19 protein-coding genes are annotated in these 20,223 nt (G+C 66.5%); 9 read left to right on the forward strand and 10 right to left on the reverse strand.

Annotated features, from left to right (window positions below; translation table 11 throughout):
- Positions 1-57: 57 nt before the first annotated feature.
- Positions 58-1,155, reverse strand: coding sequence for a mechanosensitive ion channel family protein (locus AB7F11_RS19535; protein WP_428290591.1), 1,098 nt, complete (start codon positions 1,153-1,155; stop codon positions 58-60).
- Between the two features lie 72 nt (positions 1,156-1,227).
- On the opposite strand from AB7F11_RS19535, the gene AB7F11_RS19540 reads away from it, so the two are divergent.
- The 6 genes from AB7F11_RS19540 to AB7F11_RS19565 all read left to right on the forward strand — a co-directional run bounded on the left by AB7F11_RS19540 (position 1,228) and on the right by AB7F11_RS19565 (position 6,556).
- Entirely contained in the window at positions 1,228-2,526 is a 1,299-nt protein-coding gene (locus AB7F11_RS19540) for an NAD(P)/FAD-dependent oxidoreductase (protein WP_428290592.1), read from the forward strand.
- Positions 2,527-2,717: 191 nt separating this feature from the next.
- A complete protein-coding gene (locus tag AB7F11_RS19545) occupies positions 2,718-3,350 on the forward strand; it encodes a Fic family protein (RefSeq protein WP_428290593.1) in 633 nt (210 codons plus the stop codon).
- Positions 3,343-3,540: a hypothetical protein gene (locus AB7F11_RS19550; protein ID WP_428290594.1), complete on the forward strand. Its 198-nt coding sequence runs from the start codon at positions 3,343-3,345 to the stop codon at positions 3,538-3,540. Before AB7F11_RS19545 ends, AB7F11_RS19550 begins: the two co-directional genes overlap by 8 nt.
- Before the next feature lie 194 nt (positions 3,541-3,734).
- The gene (locus AB7F11_RS19555) at positions 3,735-4,256 is read left to right on the forward strand and encodes a chemotaxis protein CheW (protein WP_428290595.1); all 522 of its coding nucleotides are present in this window, start codon (positions 3,735-3,737) and stop codon (positions 4,254-4,256) included.
- Between the two features lie 15 nt (positions 4,257-4,271).
- Positions 4,272-6,023 (forward strand): methyl-accepting chemotaxis protein, encoded by a 1,752-nt coding sequence (locus AB7F11_RS19560; protein ID WP_428290596.1) that lies wholly within the window; start codon positions 4,272-4,274, stop codon positions 6,021-6,023.
- Positions 6,024-6,085: 62 nt separating this feature from the next.
- Positions 6,086-6,556: an EVE domain-containing protein gene (locus tag AB7F11_RS19565; RefSeq protein ID WP_428290597.1), complete on the forward strand. Its 471-nt coding sequence runs from the start codon at positions 6,086-6,088 to the stop codon at positions 6,554-6,556.
- Positions 6,557-6,625: 69 nt separating this feature from the next.
- Here AB7F11_RS19565 and AB7F11_RS19570 read toward each other — a convergent pair whose 3' ends face one another.
- From AB7F11_RS19570 to imuA, 4 genes are all read right to left on the reverse strand, one after another.
- Complete coding sequence (locus AB7F11_RS19570) at positions 6,626-6,997, reverse strand: YciI family protein (protein WP_428290609.1); 372 nt, start codon at positions 6,995-6,997, stop codon at positions 6,626-6,628.
- Positions 6,998-7,188: 191 nt separating this feature from the next.
- Positions 7,189-10,329, reverse strand: coding sequence for an error-prone DNA polymerase (locus AB7F11_RS19575; RefSeq protein WP_428290598.1), 3,141 nt, complete (start codon positions 10,327-10,329; stop codon positions 7,189-7,191).
- 9 nt (positions 10,330-10,338) lie between these two features.
- The gene (locus AB7F11_RS19580) at positions 10,339-11,631 is read right to left on the reverse strand and encodes a Y-family DNA polymerase (protein WP_428290599.1); all 1,293 of its coding nucleotides are present in this window, start codon (positions 11,629-11,631) and stop codon (positions 10,339-10,341) included.
- Complete coding sequence (gene imuA / locus AB7F11_RS19585) at positions 11,576-12,400, reverse strand: translesion DNA synthesis-associated protein ImuA (RefSeq protein WP_428290600.1); 825 nt, start codon at positions 12,398-12,400, stop codon at positions 11,576-11,578. The genes AB7F11_RS19580 and imuA overlap by 56 nt, the downstream gene beginning before the upstream one ends.
- 220 nt (positions 12,401-12,620) lie before the next feature.
- Between imuA and AB7F11_RS19590 the strand changes: the two genes are divergently transcribed.
- Together AB7F11_RS19590 and AB7F11_RS19595 are read left to right on the forward strand one after the other, a co-directional pair.
- Positions 12,621-12,938 carry a helix-turn-helix domain-containing protein gene (locus tag AB7F11_RS19590; protein ID WP_428290601.1) on the forward strand — a complete coding sequence of 106 codons (318 nt, stop codon included), beginning with the start codon at positions 12,621-12,623 and terminating at the stop codon, positions 12,936-12,938.
- Complete coding sequence (locus AB7F11_RS19595) at positions 12,935-14,263, forward strand: type II toxin-antitoxin system HipA family toxin (protein ID WP_428290602.1); 1,329 nt, start codon at positions 12,935-12,937, stop codon at positions 14,261-14,263. The genes AB7F11_RS19590 and AB7F11_RS19595 overlap by 4 nt, the downstream gene beginning before the upstream one ends.
- A 94-nt stretch (positions 14,264-14,357) precedes the next feature.
- On the opposite strand, the gene AB7F11_RS19600 is transcribed toward AB7F11_RS19595, so the two are convergent.
- From AB7F11_RS19600 to AB7F11_RS19620, 5 genes are read right to left on the reverse strand one after another with little or no spacing between them, the layout of a single operon-like run.
- Positions 14,358-15,443 (reverse strand): C4-dicarboxylate TRAP transporter substrate-binding protein, encoded by a 1,086-nt coding sequence (locus AB7F11_RS19600; RefSeq protein ID WP_428290603.1) that lies wholly within the window; start codon positions 15,441-15,443, stop codon positions 14,358-14,360.
- Between the two features lie 44 nt (positions 15,444-15,487).
- Positions 15,488-16,483, reverse strand: a complete 996-nt coding sequence (locus AB7F11_RS19605; RefSeq protein ID WP_428290604.1) for a Bug family tripartite tricarboxylate transporter substrate binding protein — start codon at positions 16,481-16,483, stop codon at positions 15,488-15,490.
- Entirely contained in the window at positions 16,480-17,646 is a 1,167-nt protein-coding gene (locus AB7F11_RS19610) for a CaiB/BaiF CoA transferase family protein (RefSeq protein WP_428290605.1), read from the reverse strand. The genes AB7F11_RS19605 and AB7F11_RS19610 overlap by 4 nt, the downstream gene beginning before the upstream one ends.
- Before the next feature lie 11 nt (positions 17,647-17,657).
- Positions 17,658-18,473 carry a citryl-CoA lyase gene (locus tag AB7F11_RS19615; protein ID WP_428290606.1) on the reverse strand — a complete coding sequence of 272 codons (816 nt, stop codon included), beginning with the start codon at positions 18,471-18,473 and terminating at the stop codon, positions 17,658-17,660.
- A gap of 39 nt (positions 18,474-18,512) precedes the next feature.
- Positions 18,513-19,409 (reverse strand): dioxygenase, encoded by an 897-nt coding sequence (locus AB7F11_RS19620; protein ID WP_428290607.1) that lies wholly within the window; start codon positions 19,407-19,409, stop codon positions 18,513-18,515.
- A gap of 111 nt (positions 19,410-19,520) precedes the next feature.
- Here AB7F11_RS19620 and AB7F11_RS19625 point away from each other — a divergent pair.
- On the forward strand, positions 19,521-20,223 hold a 703-nt coding region (locus AB7F11_RS19625; protein WP_428290608.1), incomplete at its 3' end, for a LysR substrate-binding domain-containing protein.

The raw sequence follows: 20,223 nt of genomic DNA on the forward strand, positions 1-20,223 counted from the left end.
CGTGACCTTGAAAACCATGACTGGCGGTCGCGCTCGCGAAAAGGGCTTGCTCGAGGGCTACGCGGTGTCCGCCGAGTTCCTCATCTCCACCGCCACTTCGCCTTCCTGACGCTGGCGCGGCAGGCACTGCGGGTACTCACGCTGGATGAAGTCGATGAGCTGTTCACGCACCTCGCAGCGCAAATCCCACGCGGCGCTGGCCGATGCTGCGGTGACCAGGCAACGCAACTGCATGGCCTGCTCGCCCGCTTCGGTGACCTGCAGCAGGGCGAAGCGCTTGTCCCAATGCGGGCTGTTTTCCACGGCACGCTGCAAGGCTTCTCGCAGCGGCGCCAGCGGCATGCGGTAGTCCACCCAGATGAACACGGTGCCAATGAGCTCGGAGGTCTGGCGGGTCCAGTTCTGAAACGGCTTCTCGATCCAGTACTGAAGAGGCACCACAAGCCGGCGCTGGTCCCAGATGCGCACCACCACGTAGGTACCCGTGATTTCCTCGATCACGCCCCATTCGTTCTCGACGATCACCACGTCGTCGATGCGAATGGGCTGGCTCAGTCCGATCTGCAGGCCCGCAATGAGGTTGCCCAGCACCGGCCGCGCCGCGAAGCCGGCCACGATGCCCACCACGCCCGCTGAGGCGAGCAGGCTGGCTCCCACCTGCCGCACCGCAGGAAAGGTCATGAGCATGAGGGCGCCACCGATGAGGATGATGAGGCCCTGCACCGTGCGCGAGAGCACCAGGGTCTGCGTTCGAATGCGACGCGCCATGAGGTTGTCGGCCACTGCCAGCGGGTTCGCTGCAGCCACGCCGTTGGCCGCACCCTGCACGGCGCGCGTCAGAAGCCAGGTGATCACGCCGATCAGCAGCAGCGTGGTGAGCCGCTCGGCCCAGGCGAGCCAGGCCATGTCTTGCGGCGCCTGCTGCCAGGCGATGTTGAGGGCGAGCAAATGCAACAGGAGATGTGCAGGCGCCTCGATCGCCCGGCCCACACTGAGCACCATGGGAGAATCGCGCCCCGCGCGCAGCACGATGCGCCGGCCCAGGCGGTACGCCAGCTCGGCCAGCAGCAGGAGGGGCACCGCTGCCAGCAAGGCGGGCAGCCATCCGACGAGAAAAGGCGGGAAGTTTTCGGGAAGCCAGTTCGACACGTTCATGGCCACAGCATAGCCAGAACCGTGCCATCTTCGTCTGCCTCAACGGAGCACGCGTGGACTACAGTGGTGCCCATGAAAACACGCATCGTGATCGTCGGTGGTGGCGCAGGCGGCCTGGAGCTGGCCTGCAAGCTCGGCCGCCAGCTCGGCGCGGAACAGGTCACGCTGGTCGATCAGCAGTTGTTCCACATCTGGAAGCCCTCCCTTCACGAAGTAGCCGCCGGCACGCTCGACATCCACCAGGAAGGCCTGTCGTACGAAATGCTCGCTCACGACAACCGCTTCACCTTCTGCTTCGGCGCCATGACCGGCCTGGACCTGACGGCCCGTGCCGTGCAGGTGGCACCCATACGCGATGAACACGGCGACGAACTGGTGCCCGCGCGCGCCCTGCCCTACGACCAGCTGGTGATTGCCGTGGGCAGCACGGCCAACCATTTCAATGTGCCCGGCGCGGCTGAACACACCCTGTCGCTCAACCGGCCGGCAGACGCGGAGCACTTTCGCCTGCGCATGCTCAAGCTGCTCACTGCGGCTGAACTGCGCAAGAGCGCCGGCAACGAGGGCCGGGTCCGCATCGTCATCATCGGCGGCGGCGCCACGGGCGTGGAGCTGGCCGCCGAACTGCGCGAGGCCAGCGTGGTGCACTCGCGCTACGGCTTTCGGCGCATCGACCCGCTGCGCGACGTGCAGCTCACCTTGCTCGAAGGCGCCGACCGCATCCTCGCGCCGTTGCCCGAAAAGGTGTCCAGCGCGGCGGCCAGGCTGCTCAAGGAGCGCCACGTCACCATCGAGACCCAATGCCGCGTGGCGCGCATCACGCCACAGCAGGTGGAAGACGCCACCGGCCGAGTGTTCGAGGCCGACCTCGTGGTGTGGGCCGCCGGCATCAAGGCGCCCGAAGTGCTGGGCACGCTGGGACTGCCCACCAACCGCTCGGGACAACTGGAGGTGGACGATCACCTGCTCGTCAAGGGCGAGGCTCACATCCACGCCCTGGGCGATTGCGCCGCCTGCCCCACCGCAGAAGGCGGCTGGGTGCCACCGCGCGCGCAAGCTGCACACCAGCAGGCCAGCTACCTGCACGACCTGCTGCTGCGCCATGCCATGGACAGGCCGGCGCAAAAGCGCCCCTACGTCTACAAGGACCACGGCTCGCTGGTTTCTCTCGGTACGCAAACCTCGGTGGGCAGCCTCATGGGCAATCTGTTCCGCTCCACCTGGTATGTGCAAGGCCTGTTTGCCCGCACCATGTACGTGAGCCTGCACCTGATGCACCACCAGGCGGTGCTGGGCACGCTGCGCACCGGCGTTCTGGCGGTAGCGCGGTTCCTGGTGAAGCGAGCGACGCCGCTGGTGAAGCTGCACTGAACGACTCATCAAAGAAGTCGCAAAACTTCGCCCTCCCTACCGATCCGGTGGACATGGAGCCGCTTCTCCCGGGTGAGCATCGGTTGGCCCCGTTGCTGGAGCAGGCGCACGACCTGATCCGTCAGTCGGATCGCCTCACGGGACTGTGTCCCCCAGGCGCACATGCGGGACTGCGTCATCTGTTGCGGGCCATGAACTCTTATGACTCGAACCGCATTGAAAGGCAGCACACGCCTCCCCTGGAGATCGAGCAAGCGCTGCGCAACGACTGCGCCAAGGACGCAGACAAGGCCCGCCGGCAGCGACTGGCGCTTGCCCACATGGCGACCGAGCAACGCCTCGAAGAACTCTGGCCTCAATGGGACAGCCAACGCGTCTGGTCGCCGCAGACCGTGCGGGACATTCATCAAGACCTTTTTGCACGCCTGCCAGAAACCGATCGAACTCTGCCATCCACCGACCCGAAGGGCGTGCCCGAAGCGCTTGAGCCAGGCACGCTGCGCGACAAGGAGGGAAGCGTGGGGCGCCATTCGGCGCCTTCAGCGGAGCAGCTTCCGCGGTTCCTGAAGCGATGGGCTCACCTGTACGGCGGCGTGAGGCGCGGGGAAAAACAAGTGGTGACCATGGCCGCAGCCCACCACCGCCTTGCGCGGATTCATCCATTTCGCGACGGCAACGGGCGCGTTGCCCGCCTGACTCGATGCCGCGGACGCGCCGCGTGCCGGTGCACTCGATGGACGAGGCAACCTGACCGAGCGTGGGCTGGAACACTGGATCGGCTACGTGCTGGAAATCTGCAAGGACCAGGTGACCTTCATGTCTGACGCGCTGGCGCTCGACACCATGAAGGACCGCATGGCGGCGTGCCTGACTTACGAGGAACAGGTCGTCAAGGAAGGCGTGCGCATGAAGGCAATGCGTGCGCTGCAGTACCTGTATGCCTTGCAAGGTGAAATGGATCGAGCCGACTTCAAGGGCATGCTGGGTCTGGGCGATCGTCTGGCCACGGCATAGGTCAGCGCCCTCCTCAAGCGCGGCTTGCTCGAATCCGACTCGCCGCACGGCAAGCTGCGCCTGGGTGTGCCGCAACACGCCCTGAGGTTCTATTTCCCCAAGCTGTGGCCCGAGGCGGAAGCATCGGTCTGAAGGCGCTCAAGAAATCTGGGTACCCGCCGATACGGTGGCATCAACCCTCCTTCCCGGAATCCATGGACGCCCCACACCACCCTTCTGCCGGCGCGGCTTCGCGCCACCCGTCTCCTGCGCTCGCTGCCGCCGGTGAATTTTTGAGCTTTCGCCTGGGTGCCGAGGAATACGGCATCGACATCCTGCATGTGCAGGAGATCCGCTCCTACGAGGAACCCACCCGCATTGCGAACGCGCCGGCATTCATCAAGGGCGTGGTCAACCTGCGCGGCGTGATCGTGCCGGTCGTGGACATGCGCATCAAGCTCGGTTGCGAGAAGGTCGAATACAACGGCTTCACCGTCACCATCGTCATCAGCGTGCACGAGCACGTGATCGGCCTGGTGGTGGATTCGGTGAGCGATGTCATCGAACTCACGCAGGACCAGATCAAGCCGGTGCCGCAGATCCACACATCGCTGGACGCCGACTTCATCACCGGCATCGCCAATGTGGGCGAACGCATGCTTATCCTGGCCGACATCGGCGCGCTCGTGGGCAGCGACGAACTCGGCCTGGTCAACGCGCCTTCCGCTCTTCAGTAAATCTCCCTCATCGTCATGAACTTTTTCCGACATCTATCGGTCGGCGCCAAACTGTGGGCCGGCGTCATCGCCATCATCGTCGCGCTGTTCGTGGTCGTGGCCACCGCAGGGTCGCGCTCGTCCAGCCTCAATGAAGAATCCGAACGCGTGCTCTCGGCCCTGGCTGCCAAGACCACCATTGCCACCGAATGGGCCGGCCTGACCGAAACCAACGTCACGCGCGTGCAGGCCTCCATTGCGAGCACGGACCCGGCCATTGCCGCGATGTACAAGGACCTGATTCCCGCAGGCGTGGCATCCATTTCCGAACTGCAGAAGCAACTGCAGGCCATGAACATGAGCGAGCCCGAAAAGGCACAACTGGAGAAGATTGCCGGGCTGCGCAAGGCCGTGCTGGATTCGCTGGCGAAGGCCAACGAGATGAAGAAGGCTGGGGACGCCGCCGGCGCCGCGCAAGAAATCTCGTCGCGCTTCAACGGCGCCGTGACGCCCTACCTGGCCGCATTGCGCGAGTTCGCCCGCATGCAGACCGACATCCGCCAGCAGGCGCAAGCCGAGTTCACCGAACGGCGCTCCACCAGCCTGACCATTGCCACCTTTCAGGTCGCCATCCTCATTGCGGGCATCGTGGCCGGGGCGTTCTTCCTCATCCGAAACATCCGCAACCCGCTGCGCGAAGCCATGGGCTTTGCCGAGCAGATCGCCAGCGGCGACCTGACGGCACAGATTCGCAACGACCGCAAGGACGAGTTCGGCGCCATGACGGCAGCCCTGCTCAGCATGCGCGACCGGCTGGTGAACGTGGTGGCCGACGTGAAGCGCGGCACCGAAAACATCAACGTGGCCGCGCGTGAGATTGCCACCGGCAACAACGACCTGTCTGCCCGCACCGAGCAGACCGCGTCCAACCTGCAGCAGACCGCCGCCAGCATGGAGGAAATGTCTGGCGCGATCCGGCAGTCGGCCGACTCGGCGCGCGTCGCCAACCAGCTGGCCGACGTGGCGGGCCAGAGCGCCCAGAAGGGCGGCGAGGTGGTCAGCCAGGTGGTGTCCACCATGGAAGAGATCAACCAGGCCTCGCGCAAGATCAACGACATCATCGGTGTCATTGACGGCATTGCGTTCCAGACCAACATCCTGGCGCTGAACGCCGCCGTGGAAGCGGCTCGCGCGGGCGAGCAAGGGCGTGGCTTCGCGGTGGTGGCGGGCGAGGTGCGCAACCTGGCGCAACGAAGTGCTCAGGCCGCCAAGGAAATCAAGGTGCTCATTGGCGCCAGCGTGGACAAGGTCACCACCGGCACCGAGCTGGTGAACCAGGCCGGCAAGACCATGGGCGAGATCGTCGACAACGTGGTGCGCGTGCGCGACATGATCGGTGAGATCGCCAGCGCCTCGGGCGAACAGGCCGACGGCGTGAACCAGATCAACGCCGCCGTGGCCAACCTGGATCAGCTCACGCAGCAGAATGCCGCCCTGGTGGAAGAAAGCGCGGCCGCCGCGTCGAGCATGAACGACCAGGCCGACCGCCTGGCCCAGGTGGTGCAGGTGTTCCGCGTGGACGCGAGCGCCGTCTCACACAGCGCCATCACGCAACTGCGCCCTGCCGCGCCGCGCAAGGCGCCCGAGACGAAACCTGCGCCGAAGGCTGCCACGCCCAAGGTGGCTCCGCGCACCGAAGCCAGGCCCGCCACGCCCCCCACGCTGAAAACCAAGGTGGTGACGGCGGAGAAGGCGGTCGCCCACAACGACGAGTGGGAATCCTTCTGAAGCCGGGAACCTGAAGCCGGGTCGGGGCTCGACAGCCCCGGGGAAATCCGCAGAATAGCGCGATGACCCACCAGTACTGGCTGATGAAATCCGAACCCGACGAGTGCTCGATCGACGACGCACTCAATGCCCCCGGGGCCACAGTGCCCTGGACCGGCGTGCGCAACTACCAGGCCCGCAACTTCATGCGCGACCAGATGAAGGTCGGTGACGGCGTGCTGTTCTACCACTCCAGTTGCCCCGAGCCGGGCGTCGCCGGCATCGCCAAGGTGGCATCCGGAACCCGGCCCGACCCCACGCAGTTCGACAGGCAGTCGCCCTACTTCGACGCCGCTTCCAAACCCGAGGAACCACGCTGGCTGCTGCTGGACGTGAAGGCCGTGAAGAAAACCCGCCTGATCGGCCTGCCCGAACTGCGAGCGATCCCCGAACTGGCCGACATGGTGGTGCTGAAGCGCGGGAACCGGCTGTCGATCACGCCGGTGAGTGAGGCGCATTGGGACTTCATCAACCGCAGGTTGCTTGGCGGTTGACCGTTCTCACGAACATCCGCCGCGAAGAGCCCGGCGAAACCGCTTACGCCTCCTGGCGGCGCCCGCCCCTCATCGGGCCAGGTAGAAATCCATCGGGATGAGCTCGACCGCCCATCCACCCTCTTCACCCAGCTTGGCGGCGGGATGCAGCGATGCGATGGTCAGCGCCTCGTCGAGGCTGTCCGCCTCGATGATGAACAGGCCACCGACCACTTCCTTCGACTCGGTGTAAGGCCCATCACTGACGTGCGTCTTGCCGCCGCGCGGGCGCAGCGTCCTCCAGTTCTCCAGGTCGCCAAGCGACGCGGACACCAGGACCTTCCCGGTGGCACGCATCTTCTCGTCCAGCGGTGGGCACTGGCTCACCAGCTTTTTGACTTCGTCTGGCGCCATGCTGGCGAACTTTTCGGGAGTGAAATAGGCAAGGCCGAGGTATTTCATGGCGGGCTGCTGTGAGGTTGCGATGCTTTGACGACGAAGCTGATGATCGGAGATCGACAATTCCCCGGATGATTTTTTCTTCGACCCCAAAGACACGGGGCGATTCCACCACCACTTTTCATCGGGTGGTGGTGGTATCCACAACTGCAGGGAAGCACGCAGACATGCAACCCGTCTTAGCGGCTGCCAGGTCAATGAAAATCCCGGCTCACCGTCGACAGACCCTGCAGCAGGGGCGTGAGGTCTTCCAGGTGGCCGGCGATGAGGTTGGTGACTTCGCCTTCGCGCTGCCACACGCCGCGCACCGCCAGCAGGCGTGAGTTGGCAAGCACGTTGCGCTGGCGTTCGCGCAGGTGGCGCCACACGATGACCTGCACCACGCCGGTTTCATCTTCCAGGCTCACGAACACCACGCCCGATGCGGTGCCGGGCTGCTGGCGCAGGGTGACGATGCCGCAGTGGCGCACCAGGCGGCCGTTGGGTGCGTCCTTGAGCTGCTCGGCGCTCATCAGTTTTCGTTTTGCGAGTTCGGCTCGCAGCAACGCCAGCGGATGGCGGCGCAGCGTGAGGCCGGTGGCGGCGTAGTCCCACACGATGGCTTCACCTTCGGGTGCCTCGGGCAGGGCCAGCGAGGCTTCTTCAATGGGCACGCCTTTGAGCAGTGCGGGCGGTGTTCTCAGGGCAGCGGCGTCCCACACCTGCTGGCGGCGGTGGCCGCTCAGGCCGGCCAGGGCGTCGGCAGCGGCGAGGTGTTTCATCTGCAACTGGTCCAGGTTCGCGCGGCGGGCGAGGTCCTGGGCGTTGCGTGGGTGTTGCCGGGCGCGCGTCTCGACGATTCGCTCGGCGGCGTCTTGGCGGATGCCGTTGACGAGGTGCAGGCCCAGGCGGACAGCCCTCACCCCAGCCCTCTCCCAGTGGGAGAGGGAGTCAGGCACTTCTATCGTGGTGTCCCATTGGCTGTGCAGGACGTCGATCGGGCGCACTTCCACGCCGTGGCGTTTGGCGTCCTGCACGAGCTGGCTCGGCGTGTAAAAGCCCATGGGCTGGCTGTTGAGCAGGGCCACCAGGAATTCGGCAGGGTGGTGGCATTTGATCCAGGCGCTCACGTAGACCAGCAGCGCGAAGCTGGCGGCGTGGCTTTCAGGAAAGCCGTAGCTGGAGAAGCCCTTGATCTGCTCGAACACGCTCTGCGCAAATTCCAGTTCGTAGCCGCGGTCGGTCATGCCTTTGACGAGGCGCTCTTCGTATTTCTGCAGGTTGCCGTTGCGTCGCCATGCGGCCATGGCGCGGCGCAGGCCGTCGGCCTCGCCGGGCGTGAAGCCGGCGGCGAGCATGGCGATCTGCATGCATTGCTCCTGAAAGATGGGCACGCCCAGGGTGCGGCCGAGCGCGGCGCGCAAGGCCTCGCCATCGTTGGGGCCGGGGTAGCTCACCGGCACCTTGCCCTGCCGCCGGTTCAGGTAGGGATGCACGGCCCCACCCTGGATGGGGCCGGGTCGCACCAGCGCAACCTCGATCACCAGGTCGTAGTAGCGGCGCGGTTTCAGGCGCGGCAACATGCTCATCTGCGCGCGGCTCTCGATCTGGAACACGCCCACGGTGTCGGCGGCGCAGATCATGTCGTAGGTGGGCTTGTCGTCGTCAAGCGCGTCCTGCATGGTGAAGGTGCGCCCTTCTTTTTCGCTGATCAGTGCCATGGCCTTGCGCAAGGCGGTGAGCATGCCAAGCGCGAGCACGTCCACCTTGAGCAGACCCAGGGCGTCGAGGTCATCCTTGTCCCACTCGATCACGGTGCGGTCTTTCATGGTGGCGTTCTCGATCGGCACCAGGCGCGAGAGTGGCATTTGCGTGAGCACGAAGCCGCCGGTGTGCTGCGAAAGGTGGCGCGGAAACCCCATGAGCTGGGCGGTGATGTCGAGCAGCTGGCGCACCATCAGGCTCTCGTGATCGAGCCCGGCTTCGCGCAGGCGCTCAGGCGCGATCTCGCGGCCGTTCCACCAGCGCGCCTGCCGTGCCAGCGCGTCGAGCACGCCGTCGGCGAAACCCAGGGCCTTGCCCACGTCGCGCAGGGCGCTGCGCGGCCGGTACCTGATGACGGCGGCGGTGAGGGCGGCGCGCTCGCGCCCGTATTTTTTGTACAGGTACTGAATCACTTCCTCGCGCCGTTCGTGCTCGAAGTCCACGTCGATATCGGGCGGTTCGTTGCGCTCTTTCGAGATGAATCGCTCGAACAGCACGGTGGCGCGAGCCGGGTCCACTTCGGTGATGCCCAGGCAGTAGCACACCACGCTGTTGGCAGCAGAGCCTCGTCCCTGGCAGAGGATGTCTTTGGAACGCGCAAAGGCCACGATGTCGTACACCGTGAGGAAGTAGTGCTCGTACGCCATGTCGCTGATGAGTTCGAGCTCGTGCTCGATCTGCTGCGCGAACGCCGCTGGCGTGCCCTGCGGCCAGCGCCGCGCCGCGCCTTCCCGGGTCAGGCGGCGCAGGTGGCTGGCGGGCGTCTCGTCCGGGGGGATCACCTCGCTGGGGTACTGGTAGCGCAGCTCGTCGAGCGAGAACTGGCAGCGCGCAGCCACCACCAGCGTCTGGGCCAGCAGTTCGGAGGGGTAGAGGTTGCCCAGTGTGGAGCGCAGGCGCAGACGCTGTTCGGCGCTGGGCTCCAGCGCAAAGCCGCATTCGGTGAGCGGTCTGCCGATGCGCGTGGCGGTGAGCACGTCATGCAGGGGCTTGCGCGAACGCAGGTGCATGCGCACATCGCCCACGGCCACCAGCGGCACGGCCGTGAGTTCGCTGCTCTGGCGCGACCGGTGCAGGCGCATTTCGTCGTCGAACCTGCGCAACTGCTCCACGCCCAGCCAGCAGCGGCCCACGAAGTGCTGCAACAGCCAGCGCGCCACGGTGTCCATCTGGTCCTGGTCGACAAGGCGGTCGGGCACGGCAATGACCACGCAGTCGGCCAGCGCGTGGGCATCGACACCATCGAGCGTGAGGCGGTAAGTGCCCTTGGGTGACGCACGGCGCAGATGCGTGATGAATTCGCACAGGTTGCCGTAGCCATTGAGGTTGCAGGCCAGCACCACCAGGGTGAAAGGCGCATCGCACCGCACCTGGAACTGGCTGCCCACCAGCAGCTGGAGCTGGTGTTCTTTCGCGGCCACGTGGGCACGCACCACGCCAGCGAGCGAGCATTCGTCGACCATCGCCAGCGCCTGGTAGCCCAGCTTCTTCGCGCGCTCCACCAGCTCTTCCGGGTGGCTGGCACCGCGCAGGAAACTGAAGTTGGAGAGACAGCGCAGCTCGGCGTAGTCGGGCAGGACGGGCGGGTTCATCGCAGCGCCTCAGGCGAAATGGCCGTGCAAATACCACCCCTGCCGCGTCTGGAACACCCACAGCACACCAGCCTGCGGCGACAAGGCCACCCAGTAGTCGCGTACCACGTTGCGCATGCGGTCTTCATCGCCCACGCGGTCCCACCAACCGCCTTCCACACGCTGCGGCCCGAGCAGCAGCAACAACTCTCCCTCGTAGAGCGGCCGGTGCCCGCGCAGGAGCAGGCGCAGTGGCGCGGGCAGCACGAAGCCGGGCTGTGGCAGGTCGGTGGCCGATGCGCTCAGTCGTGGCAAGGGCAGTGCCGCCGGTTGCCAGCGGCACATCCATTCGGGGCGGTGGTCTTCGCGCAACACCGGGCGCAGCACGCGCTGCGGCCCCAGGCGGGCGGACAGCCGCTCCAGCACCAGGCCCAGCTTCTCGCCCTGGCGCAGGGCATCGGGCAGCAGCGAGGCGCTCACATCGTGCAGCGGCTGCACTTCGGTGGCCACCAGCACCAGATCGCCCACGGGCGCGGGCAGTTCCACCCGAGCCAGGTGTTCAGCCAGCAGGCGGCACAGGTGTTCGATGTCGCGCGTGGGCTCGGCCGTGCGGATGGTGATCTCGCCACCCTCGCCCGCCGCGCGCGCGCGCATCGCGTCGTGCGCCCACTTCAGCGTGAAGGCGGTGACGCCCGCACGCCGCGCGGCCAGCCAGCCGCTGAGCAGGCGCAGCAGCCGCCGCGCGCCGAACAACAGAGCTGGCGCCTGTTCCACGCGTGCCATGAGTTCGAGCCGCTCTTCAAAGGCGTCGGGCAGCGTCATCCATTCGTGTACTTCGGGCGCGAAGCCGTAAGCCTGGTCGAGCGCCTTGAGCAGGTGCTGATCGAAACGGCGGCCGATGCCACTGCGCGGCAGCGCGCGCACGTCGCCCAGCGTGCGGCAGCCGATGCGTTCGAGCGTGAGCCGGTGCGGATGCACGGCGCTCAGCACGGCCATGGGCAGGGTGTCCAGCAGCGCATCGAGCGGGCGCTTGAAGCCGTTCTCGATGCCGGCGCGCGCCAGCGCCAGCGCGGCCAGCCCGTTGGGAGCCCAGGCCAGTTGCGCCACGCCCAGCTCGCGCCCCTCGCCCAGCACGCGGTTGCGCAGGGCGCGCTGGCCGCCAAACAGCCGCACGCTGGCCTCCACCTCCATCAGCACGGCTTCCTCGACCAGAGCCACCCGGGGCGTGAACTGCAAGGCCCAGGTGGCCAGCGCGCGCTGCGTGGCCTCAGTGCGCGGGGCTGTGCCGTCGAGCGGGCTGGGCAGGAGCGCGGACCACAACATGGTCGACCTCTTCTTCGCGGGGTGTCCACCGGCTGGGCTGGCGCAGCCGGGGCGTGATGAAAGGCTGAAGCCCACCCGGCACCGAGGCCAGGCGCAGGGTCTGCTCCATCGGCGGGCCCTTGCGCTTGGCGATGCGCACGTGCAGCTCCCAGTCGATCCCCACCCGCACCTGCAGCCGCAGCGGCGCGGCCGACGACTCGCGCAGCGCGCGGCTGGGCCGGCACACAAACACGGGTGACTCGAAACCGGCGGCCAGCACCTGCAGCCGGCGAATCTGCTCGGGGCGTGCCTGCGGCAGCCAGGCCACCAGCGCACCGCAGGCCTGGGCCTTGATGAGCTGTTCGGCCGACCACAGCCGCTCGGCCGGCGTGTCGGCCTGCACCCAGACCAGCCGGCGTTCGTCGATGCCGTCGAAGCGCAAGCCCGGCACGTGCGGTGACAACGGCGGGCCGACCACCACCACCGGCTGCCCGGCGGCACAGACCTGGCGCAGCACGGGCCCCAGCAGGCGCCACTCCAGCGTGCCGCTGTGGGGCACGAGGATTTCGGTCAGCCCATGGCCGGGCCAGCCGCCGCCCGGCAACTGTGCGTCCAGCGCCGCAAAGCCGCTCGGCCACACGGCCGAGACCGGCGTGCCAAGCTGGTCACCGCGCCACAGGGCCGCCGCCACGGCGGCCGACCACCCCCCGGCCGGATGCACCGGGCGGGAGGCTTTGGAATCGGCAAGGGAAGACAGGTCGTCCTCCTGCCAGTCGATGGCGGGCTGCATGGCGTGGGGGTGGGCGAAGTGGCAGAATCAGAAAACTGTATGAACATACAGTACCCGAAAGGCTTTTCCCTGTCTACCCTGGGCAGCCAGTCGGTAGATTCGACTTATAAGTATTTTTAAATATCTTTTTTCATAGAAAAGATAGTTAAATAATCTTGACTGTCGCGATCAAAGTTATGAAACTATCTTTTCATCTGAAGTACATACTTAAATATCCTTCATGAAAACACTCCAGTCCCTCGCCGCCGAACTGGAAGCCGCCCGCCTCGCCCGAGGGTTGAACTACAAGACGCTGGCCGAGCGCACTGGCCTGAGTGCGCTGGCGGTGCGGCAGGCGCTGCAAGGCCGCACCGCCCTGCGCGCCAACAACCTCATGGCCCTGGCCGACGAACTCGGGCTCGAACTCGCACTGGTGCCGCGCGAAATGGCGGCCTCGCTGCGCAGCGCCAGCGCGGACCAGGCCACCTCCCCGCGCGTGCTCAGCGACGTGGAGCGGCTGCTCCAGCGCAACGCTGCCCCACAGGCACAGGCCCGATGAGGTTTCGCAGCCTGGACATCTTCATCGACGCTCGCCTGGTCGGCGTGTTGTTCCAGTACGGCCAGGGAGCGGGTGCCATCACGCGGTTGCAGCCAGAGCCCTCCTACTGGCTCGACACCCAGGCCCCGGTGCTTTCGTGGGCCGCCCACTTCGCCGACGCGGCCGACCGTGCCGCCTTCGTCGCCCAGTACGCGGTGCAACCGTTCTTCAATGGCGTGGGCGAGCGCCTGCCCCATTTCTTCCAGAACCTGCTGCCCGAAGGCCCCTTGCGAAAGCACCTGGAGCAGTTGCGCGGCTGCGCCCCCGACGACCATTTCGACCTGCTGGCCATGTGTGGCGACGACCTGCCCGGCGCGGTGCGGGCCACCCCTTCGGCGCAGAGCCGCACGGCCACGGCGGCCATCGTCACGCAGCACCAGGACGCGCTGGAGCCCAGTGTGGTCGACGACCCGGTGGCCGGCGCGGTCTCGCTCTCAGGGATTCAGCCCAAGCTGGGCCTGGTAGAAAAAGGCGGCCGCTACGTGGCCCGCACGCGCGCGCGCTCCGACGGCCTGCACATCATCGCCAAGCTGCCGGCGGTGGACTACGCACTGCTGCCCGAGGTGGAAGACCTGTCGCTGCGGCTCGCCAGTGCAGCGGGCGTGCAGGTGTGCCGGGCCAGCCTGCGCCCGGTGAGCGACATCGACCTGCCCGACCAGCCCTTCGTGCTCAACGCGGGCGCGAACTTCCTTGCGGTGGAGCGCTTCGATCGCGATGGCGCACGCCACATCCACTGCGAAGACTTCGCGCAGGTGCTCGGCCTGGACCCGCTGGAGAAATACAAAGATCCGCAGCAGCGCGCCACCTACGCCGCGCTGCTGCTCACGCTGCGCGAATCCATGGGCCTGGGCGACGAAGCCGCACACGAGCTGCTGTGCCGGCTCATGGTCAATGAAATGCTGGGCAACTACGACGCGCACGTGAAGAACTTCGGGGTGATCTACGCCGATGGCCGCACCCCGGCGCTGAGCCCGGCCTACGACGTGGTGGCCTACGCCGCTTACCTCGGCGGACGCGGCCACGCGCTGAAGTTCTTCCCCGGCGCGCCCGACCGCGCCTTGCTCACACCCGCGCTGGTGCGCCAGCTCTGCAACGCCAGCGGCCTGCTGGAAACGCGCGTGCGCGCGGTGCTGCGCGACACCGTGGGCCGCGCGCTGGACACCTGGCCGGCGCTGATCGAAGCCAGCGCCTTGCTCCCCGAACAGAAGAAGCGCCTGCTGGCGCACTTCCACGCGGTGTCGGCGGTGCAGGCCCTGGCCAGTCGCAAAGCGCGCTCAGCAACTTGAGCCGGAGCGCCAGGCTCCAGCCAGAGATACCGCCGGACGGCAGGTATCGCCCCCTTGAGGGGGTAGCGCGAAGCGCTGCGGGGGTGTTGCCTATTCAGCGCTCCCAGTCGCGCTCGGGCTTCGCGCCGCGCGCCTTGACGGCGGCGATGTACTGCGAGAGCAACGCCTTGGCCTGCGTGCCGCGCGCTTCGTTGTTCTTCACCCATTCCTGCGAGAGCGGGGGCAGCTGGTCGATCCACTTGCGGCGGTCGGCTTCAGACATCGGCGTCACGGTCACAGGCGGGTTCTGCGTCTTGCCCACTTCGACCATGCGGGCGATGGCGCTCTCGTGGCGCTGCACCAGGTCCTCACCATGGCGGCGCGAGTACTCGGCACCGGCCTCGCGCATGGCCACCTGCACCTCGGGCGGCAGCTTGTTCCACGTGTCCTTGTTGATGGCCAGTCCACCCGAGAACACCACTCCCATGTTCACCTTGGTGATGTAGGGCGCCACTTCGTAGATCTTGGTCGGCAGGATGCCGGTGGCCAGCGAGACCACACCGTCGGACACGCCGGTCTGGATGTCGGTGTAGAAGGTGGTGAGCGCGCCGTCGACCGGCGTGGCGCCCACACCGCGCAGCCACTGCCCCAGGATGCCGGGCGCCGAGATCTTCTTGCCGCGCAGGTCCTCGATCGACTTCACCGGGAACTTGGTGAAGATGTCGTAGGTGTCCGATCCGGTGGCGCCGAGGAAGACCAGGTTGTACTTGTCCCACTCGTTCTTGAAGGCCGGGTTCTTCTCGATGAGTTCGTTCATCGCGCCGAGCACGATGCGCGTGTCGCTGGTGACAAAGGGTGTGTGCACGCTGAGCTGGCTGATCGGCATCTTGGCCGGCTCCAGGTAGCTGAACACCCAGCCGAGGTCGGTGATGCCCTGCTCCACGGACGTGAGCGTGGCGTTGGCCTTGTAGAGCTGGCCGCCGAAGGCTTCTTTCCACTGGATCTTGTACTTGCCGCCGGCTGCCAGGCGCTTGTCCACCTCGGGCATGAACACCTGCGGAATGAAGCCAACCCATGGAATGGTGGTGGGGTGGCTGGAGGCCACGGTGAGGTTGATCACCTGCTGCGCCGAAGCGGCCATGGGCAGGCTCATCGCGACGGCGGCCGAGGCGGCCAGGCGAACGAAGGTCGAACGTTTCATGCTTGTCTCCTGTTGTGGGTCTGGGGGTGCGAACGCTGAAAGACTCAATCGACCTGCGCGCCGGACTGGCGCACCAGTGCGGCCCACTTGGTCACCTCCGCGCGGCCGAATTCGGCCATGGCATCGGGGCCCAGCGGGCGTTGTTCCACGCCCTGTGCGGACAGCTTGGGCGCCACCTCGGGGCTCGCCAGCGCGGTGGCTGCGGCCTGACGCAGGCGAGCCAGCACGGGTGCGGGCGTGGCGGCGGGCGCGTACAACATGAACCACGCCACGAGGTCGAAGTCCGCATTGATCTGCTCGGCGATGGTGGGCACGTCTTTCGCTGCGGCGCTGCGCTGCACGCTGGAGGCACCGAGCGCACGCAGCCGACCGGCCTGGATGTGCGGCAGCACGGCCGCAGGGTGGTAGAACATGAAGTCGGCGCGGCCACCCATGACATCGTTCATGGCCATGCCGCCTTCCTTGTACGGCACGTGCAGCATCTGGCCACCCAGACGCGCCTTGAGCAGTTCACCAGCCAGGTGGCCCGAGGTGCCGTTGCCGGCGGATGCAAAGCTCACGCCCGCGCCCTGCGCCGCACGCGCCTTGAGGTCGGCCAGCGTCTTGATCGGGCCCTGGGCAGAGACCACCAGCAGCGTGGGCGTGTAACCCACCAGCGCCACCGGCGCGAAGTCTTTCAGCGGGTCGTAGGCCAGGCTGCGGAACAACGTGGCGTTGATGGCGTGCGTGCCCACCGTGCCCATGAGAATCTGGTACCCGTCGGCAGCGCCGCGCGCAACCTGCTGCGAACCCACGGTCCCACCCGCGCCGGCGCGGTTTTCGACGACGATGGGTTGACCCAGCTCGCGCGACATGCCGTCGCCGACCACGCGAGAGATGATGTCGGTGGTGGTGCCAGGGCCGAAGGGCACCACCATGCGCACCGGCTTGTCGGGATACGTCTGCGCAAACGCGCCCAGTGGCAGCGCGAGGCCCGTGGCGGTGGCGCCCAGGGTGAACAGCGCTTCGCGTCGACTGGGCAGGCGGTGGAATCGGGTCATGCGGTCTCCTTCTTGATGTCGTGTGCCTGGGTGGCAGGCCAGCCTTGCGCGTACAGCGCGTTGTGCTCGCCCAGCGTGGGTGGCGGGGCGACGTCCAGGCTGCGCTGGCCGTCGAAACTCAGGGGCGAGCGCACGGTGCGCGAGTCGCCCATCACAGGGTGGTGGGTATCCACGAAAAGCTGCAGGTGCTTGGCCTGCGCGTCCTCAGGCACCTCATCGGTGCGGTACATGGGCGCGTGCGGCACATCCTGCTCGACCAGGCGGGCGCACCAGTCGTCTCGCCTTCGGCTCTTGAAGATGCCACCCAGCAGTTCGATCAGCGCGTCCTGGTTCGCGATGCGACCCGGTCGGCTGGCGAAGCGCTCGTCTTCGAAGATGTCGGGCCGCTCCATGGCGTTGGCCAGGCCCTGCCAGAACTTTTCGGGCGAGGACATGTGAAGCGCGATCCAGCCGCCGCAGGCGCATTCCAGCACGTACGACTGCGACACGCTGGGCCGGCTGTACGGACCCATGACCTCACCCACCGAGAACAGGTGCGTGAAGGCGTCGAGGTTGAAGTGCGCCATGGCTTCGAACATCGACACCTCCACCTTGCGACCGCGCCCCGTGGCCTGGCGTTCGAACAACGCGCCCAGGATGCCGAAGGCCGCGTAGTAGCCCGTCATGGCATCGGCAATCGCCGGCCCCACCACGCGCGGGTTGGCCGGGTTGACCAGCAGGCGCAGGTAGCCGCTGGCGGCCTGGGCCACGGTGTCGTAGCTGGGTCGGCCAGCGGCCGGGCCGTCCTGACCGAAGCCGCTGATGGCGCAATACACCAGCCGCTCGTTGAGCGCACGCAGGCGGGCTTCTCCAGCATGGATCTGTTCGGCGAAGCCGGGGCGGAAGTTCTGGATGTAGACGTCCGCCCCTTCGATCAGGCGGTCGAAGGTCTCGCGATCTTCGGGCTTTCGCGTGTCCAGCGCCACGCTGTGCTTGTTGCGGTTGTAGGTCTGGTAGTGCGGGCTGTAGAGACCACCCTTGAAAGCGCGGAACGGGTCGCCCGTGCCGGGCAGCTCCACCTTGACCACCTCGGCGCCCATGTCAGCCAGCATCATCGAAGCCGCTGGACCGGTGATGAAGGTGCCGTGCTCCACGACGCGAAGACCTTTGAGTACCTGGGTCATGTCATGTGCCCCTACAGTTTTTGGTCGGGCACGAAGCCATCGGGCACCGAGCCGGTGTAACGCAGCTCCCGCGTGGCCTGGTACGACAAGGCAAAACCGATCGGCGTCTCCAGCTCTTCGCTCATGTGGGCGATGAGACCCGCGCAGCGCGCCAGCATGGGCACGCCCTTGAGCGCATTGAGCGGAAAGCCCACGCCCAGCAGCACCGCCGGAATGGCGGCGGACACGTTGAGCTTGAGTTCTTTGCCAAGCACCTCGGGCAGCACAGCTTCCACCGCTTCGGCAATCTGCACGAAACGCTGGCCACCCCCCGCCTTTTTCGACACCTTGAACAGCGCATCCACACGCGGGTCGCGCGCCTTGTGCAGCGGATGGCCATAACCAGGCACCGCCTGTTTGCGCGCACGCCAGTCGCCCACCACGGCACGCGCGGTGGCATGCAGGTCGCCACCGTGCGCAGACGCCGCCTGGTCGATTTCATGGAAAAGGCGACCCGCCGTTTCCGAAGCACCCAGGATCACCGAGCCGCAACCCAGAATGCCCGCGGCCACAGCGCCTTGCAGCGCATCGGGCGCAGCCGCCAGCGTCATGCGTGCGGCCTGCACGCTGGGCACCAGGCCATGTTCGGCAATGGCGACCAGCGTGGCGTTGAGCACGGCGCTGGCGGGTGCATCGGGCTTGCGGCCGGTGAGCAGCAGGTAGAAATAGTCGGCGAAATTCACCTGGCCGATCAGGTCCTGGCAGAGGTCCTGGCCGCGCACCACGATGGTGTCGGGGTTGGAGGCACAGATGGCCGACTCGGGCACGGTGGCCTTGCCGATTTTCAAAAGAAGTCTCCAGTGAGTTGAAAGGGGTGACGCGTTCGGTCAGGCCGCAGGCACCAGGCGGAAGTCGTAAGTGGCGCTGTGGTACGGCACGTTCATGTGCCGCCCATCCGGCGCGGTGCCGGGTGGGTGCTGGTCGAAGGGCACGATCAGGCTGTTGCGCACGCCGAAGACGGCGTCCGAATCGAGGTAGGGGCTGTCGGCCACGAACAGGTGCGTGGTCACGGTCTGGTGGCCGGGCGCGTACACCTTCATGTGGATGTGGCCCGGGCGATTGGGGTGGCGGCCCATGCGGCGCAGCATGGCGCCCACAGGTCCGTCGTCGGGTACCGGGTAGAACGAAGGCTTGATCGACCAGAAGCGGTAGTGGCCTCTGGCATCGGTGTGAAAGCGCGCGCGAAGCCGCATGCCGGCGTCGTCGCCCATCTGCATGTCGTACACGCCATCGCCGTCGCCGGACCACACGTCCAGGCAGCAATTGGCAATGGGCCGTCCCTCGGTGTCCGTCACGGTGCCGTGGTAGTACGCCGGCTCACCCGGCATCTGTTCGCCAATGTCGCTGCCCAGCTCCAGCTCGGGAGAGCCTTCCCAGTAGAACGGGCCTTGCACCGTGGCCTCGGTAGGTGCGCTCTTGCCGCCACCCTTGGCCTGAAAAGCCTGTGCCGCCTTGAGCTGGTTGATCGCCACCACCAGCATGGATATCCCCAGGGTGTCGGAGAGCAGGATGAATTCCTGCCGCTTGTCGTCGCAGGTCTTGCCGGTTTCGGTGAGGAAACCAATGGCCGAGATCCACTCGGCCTCGCTGAGTTCGACTTCGCGCACAAACGCGTGGGCATGGCGCACCAGGGCGCTCATCACCTGCTTGAAACGGGGATCGGTGCAATCGGCGAGCCGGTCAATGACGGCCTGCGTGATGTCGCCGGCTTCGAGTTGAGCCATGTCTTGTCTCCTTTTATGGGACTGAGTCTATGGGCAGGTGAACGACGATGGAAGTGATGATTTTCGACCGCTATGATCGACAGCATCAATACCTGGAAAACGGAGTCTTCCATGGAACTCAGGCACCTGCGCTACTTCGATGCCGTGGCTGAAACGCTGAACTTCACACGAGCCGCCGAACGTCTGCACGTGACGCAGTCCACCCTGTCGCACCAGATCCGGCAACTGGAGGAAGAACTGGATCTGGTGCTGTTCGACCGGGGCCACAAGCGCGTGGCCCTCACCGAAGCGGGTGAAATGCTGCGCAGCCACCTGATGCCGGCGCTGCAGCAGATCGACCGGGGCCTGCAGTCGCTCAAACACGCACCCGAGGCGATGGCGGGAGAATTGCGCATCGGTGCCACGCACAGCTTCAACACACGGCTGGTGCCGCTGTGCGTCTCGGCGTTTCTGGGACACCACCCCGGCATCCGCGTGAGCGTGGAAGAACTCTCGGCCGAGTTGATCGCCCGGCGCCTGGTGAGTGGCCACCTGGATCTGGGGGTGTCTTACCGGCCCGACGACCGGACCGAACTCTGGTTCGAGCCGCTTTACAACGAGGAGCTGAGACTGGTGGTTGCCGCATCGCACCCGCTGGCGCGGCGGCGCCGGGTGCGCATGGTCGAGTTGCACCACTGCCGCATGGTGCTGCTGCCCGCGCAGTTCTCCACCCGCAAGTTGCTGGACGACTGCTTCGAGGCAGCGGGCGCGCAGCCGCTGGTGATCGCTGAGCTGAACTCGATCGCACCCATGATCGAACTCATCCGCCAGACAG

It is taken from the genome of Hydrogenophaga sp., from assembly GCF_050250835.1.
In the GTDB taxonomy this organism is placed as follows: domain Bacteria; phylum Pseudomonadota; class Gammaproteobacteria; order Burkholderiales; family Burkholderiaceae_C; genus Hydrogenophaga.

Excerpts from the sequence above, each read along its gene's own strand:
- AB7F11_RS19535 (WP_428290591.1), bottom strand. The coding sequence starts at position 1,155 with ATGAACGTGTCGAACTGGCTTCCCGAAAACTTCCCGCCTTTTCTCGTC.
- AB7F11_RS19540 (WP_428290592.1), top strand. The coding sequence starts at position 1,228 with ATGAAAACACGCATCGTGATCGTCGGTGGTGGCGCAGGCGGCCTGGAG.
- AB7F11_RS19545 (WP_428290593.1), top strand. The coding sequence starts at position 2,718 with ATGAACTCTTATGACTCGAACCGCATTGAAAGGCAGCACACGCCTCCC.
- AB7F11_RS19550 (WP_428290594.1), top strand. The coding sequence starts at position 3,343 with ATGTCTGACGCGCTGGCGCTCGACACCATGAAGGACCGCATGGCGGCG.
- AB7F11_RS19555 (WP_428290595.1), top strand. The coding sequence starts at position 3,735 with ATGGACGCCCCACACCACCCTTCTGCCGGCGCGGCTTCGCGCCACCCG.
- AB7F11_RS19560 (WP_428290596.1), top strand. The coding sequence starts at position 4,272 with ATGAACTTTTTCCGACATCTATCGGTCGGCGCCAAACTGTGGGCCGGC.
- AB7F11_RS19565 (WP_428290597.1), top strand. The coding sequence starts at position 6,086 with ATGACCCACCAGTACTGGCTGATGAAATCCGAACCCGACGAGTGCTCG.
- AB7F11_RS19570 (WP_428290609.1), bottom strand. The coding sequence starts at position 6,997 with ATGAAATACCTCGGCCTTGCCTATTTCACTCCCGAAAAGTTCGCCAGC.
- AB7F11_RS19575 (WP_428290598.1), bottom strand. The coding sequence starts at position 10,329 with ATGAACCCGCCCGTCCTGCCCGACTACGCCGAGCTGCGCTGTCTCTCC.
- AB7F11_RS19580 (WP_428290599.1), bottom strand. The coding sequence starts at position 11,631 with ATGTTGTGGTCCGCGCTCCTGCCCAGCCCGCTCGACGGCACAGCCCCG.
- imuA (WP_428290600.1), bottom strand. The coding sequence starts at position 12,400 with ATGCAGCCCGCCATCGACTGGCAGGAGGACGACCTGTCTTCCCTTGCC.
- AB7F11_RS19590 (WP_428290601.1), top strand. The coding sequence starts at position 12,621 with ATGAAAACACTCCAGTCCCTCGCCGCCGAACTGGAAGCCGCCCGCCTC.
- AB7F11_RS19595 (WP_428290602.1), top strand. The coding sequence starts at position 12,935 with ATGAGGTTTCGCAGCCTGGACATCTTCATCGACGCTCGCCTGGTCGGC.
- AB7F11_RS19600 (WP_428290603.1), bottom strand. The coding sequence starts at position 15,443 with ATGAAACGTTCGACCTTCGTTCGCCTGGCCGCCTCGGCCGCCGTCGCG.
- AB7F11_RS19605 (WP_428290604.1), bottom strand. The coding sequence starts at position 16,483 with ATGACCCGATTCCACCGCCTGCCCAGTCGACGCGAAGCGCTGTTCACC.
- AB7F11_RS19610 (WP_428290605.1), bottom strand. The coding sequence starts at position 17,646 with ATGACCCAGGTACTCAAAGGTCTTCGCGTCGTGGAGCACGGCACCTTC.
- AB7F11_RS19620 (WP_428290607.1), bottom strand. The coding sequence starts at position 19,409 with ATGGCTCAACTCGAAGCCGGCGACATCACGCAGGCCGTCATTGACCGG.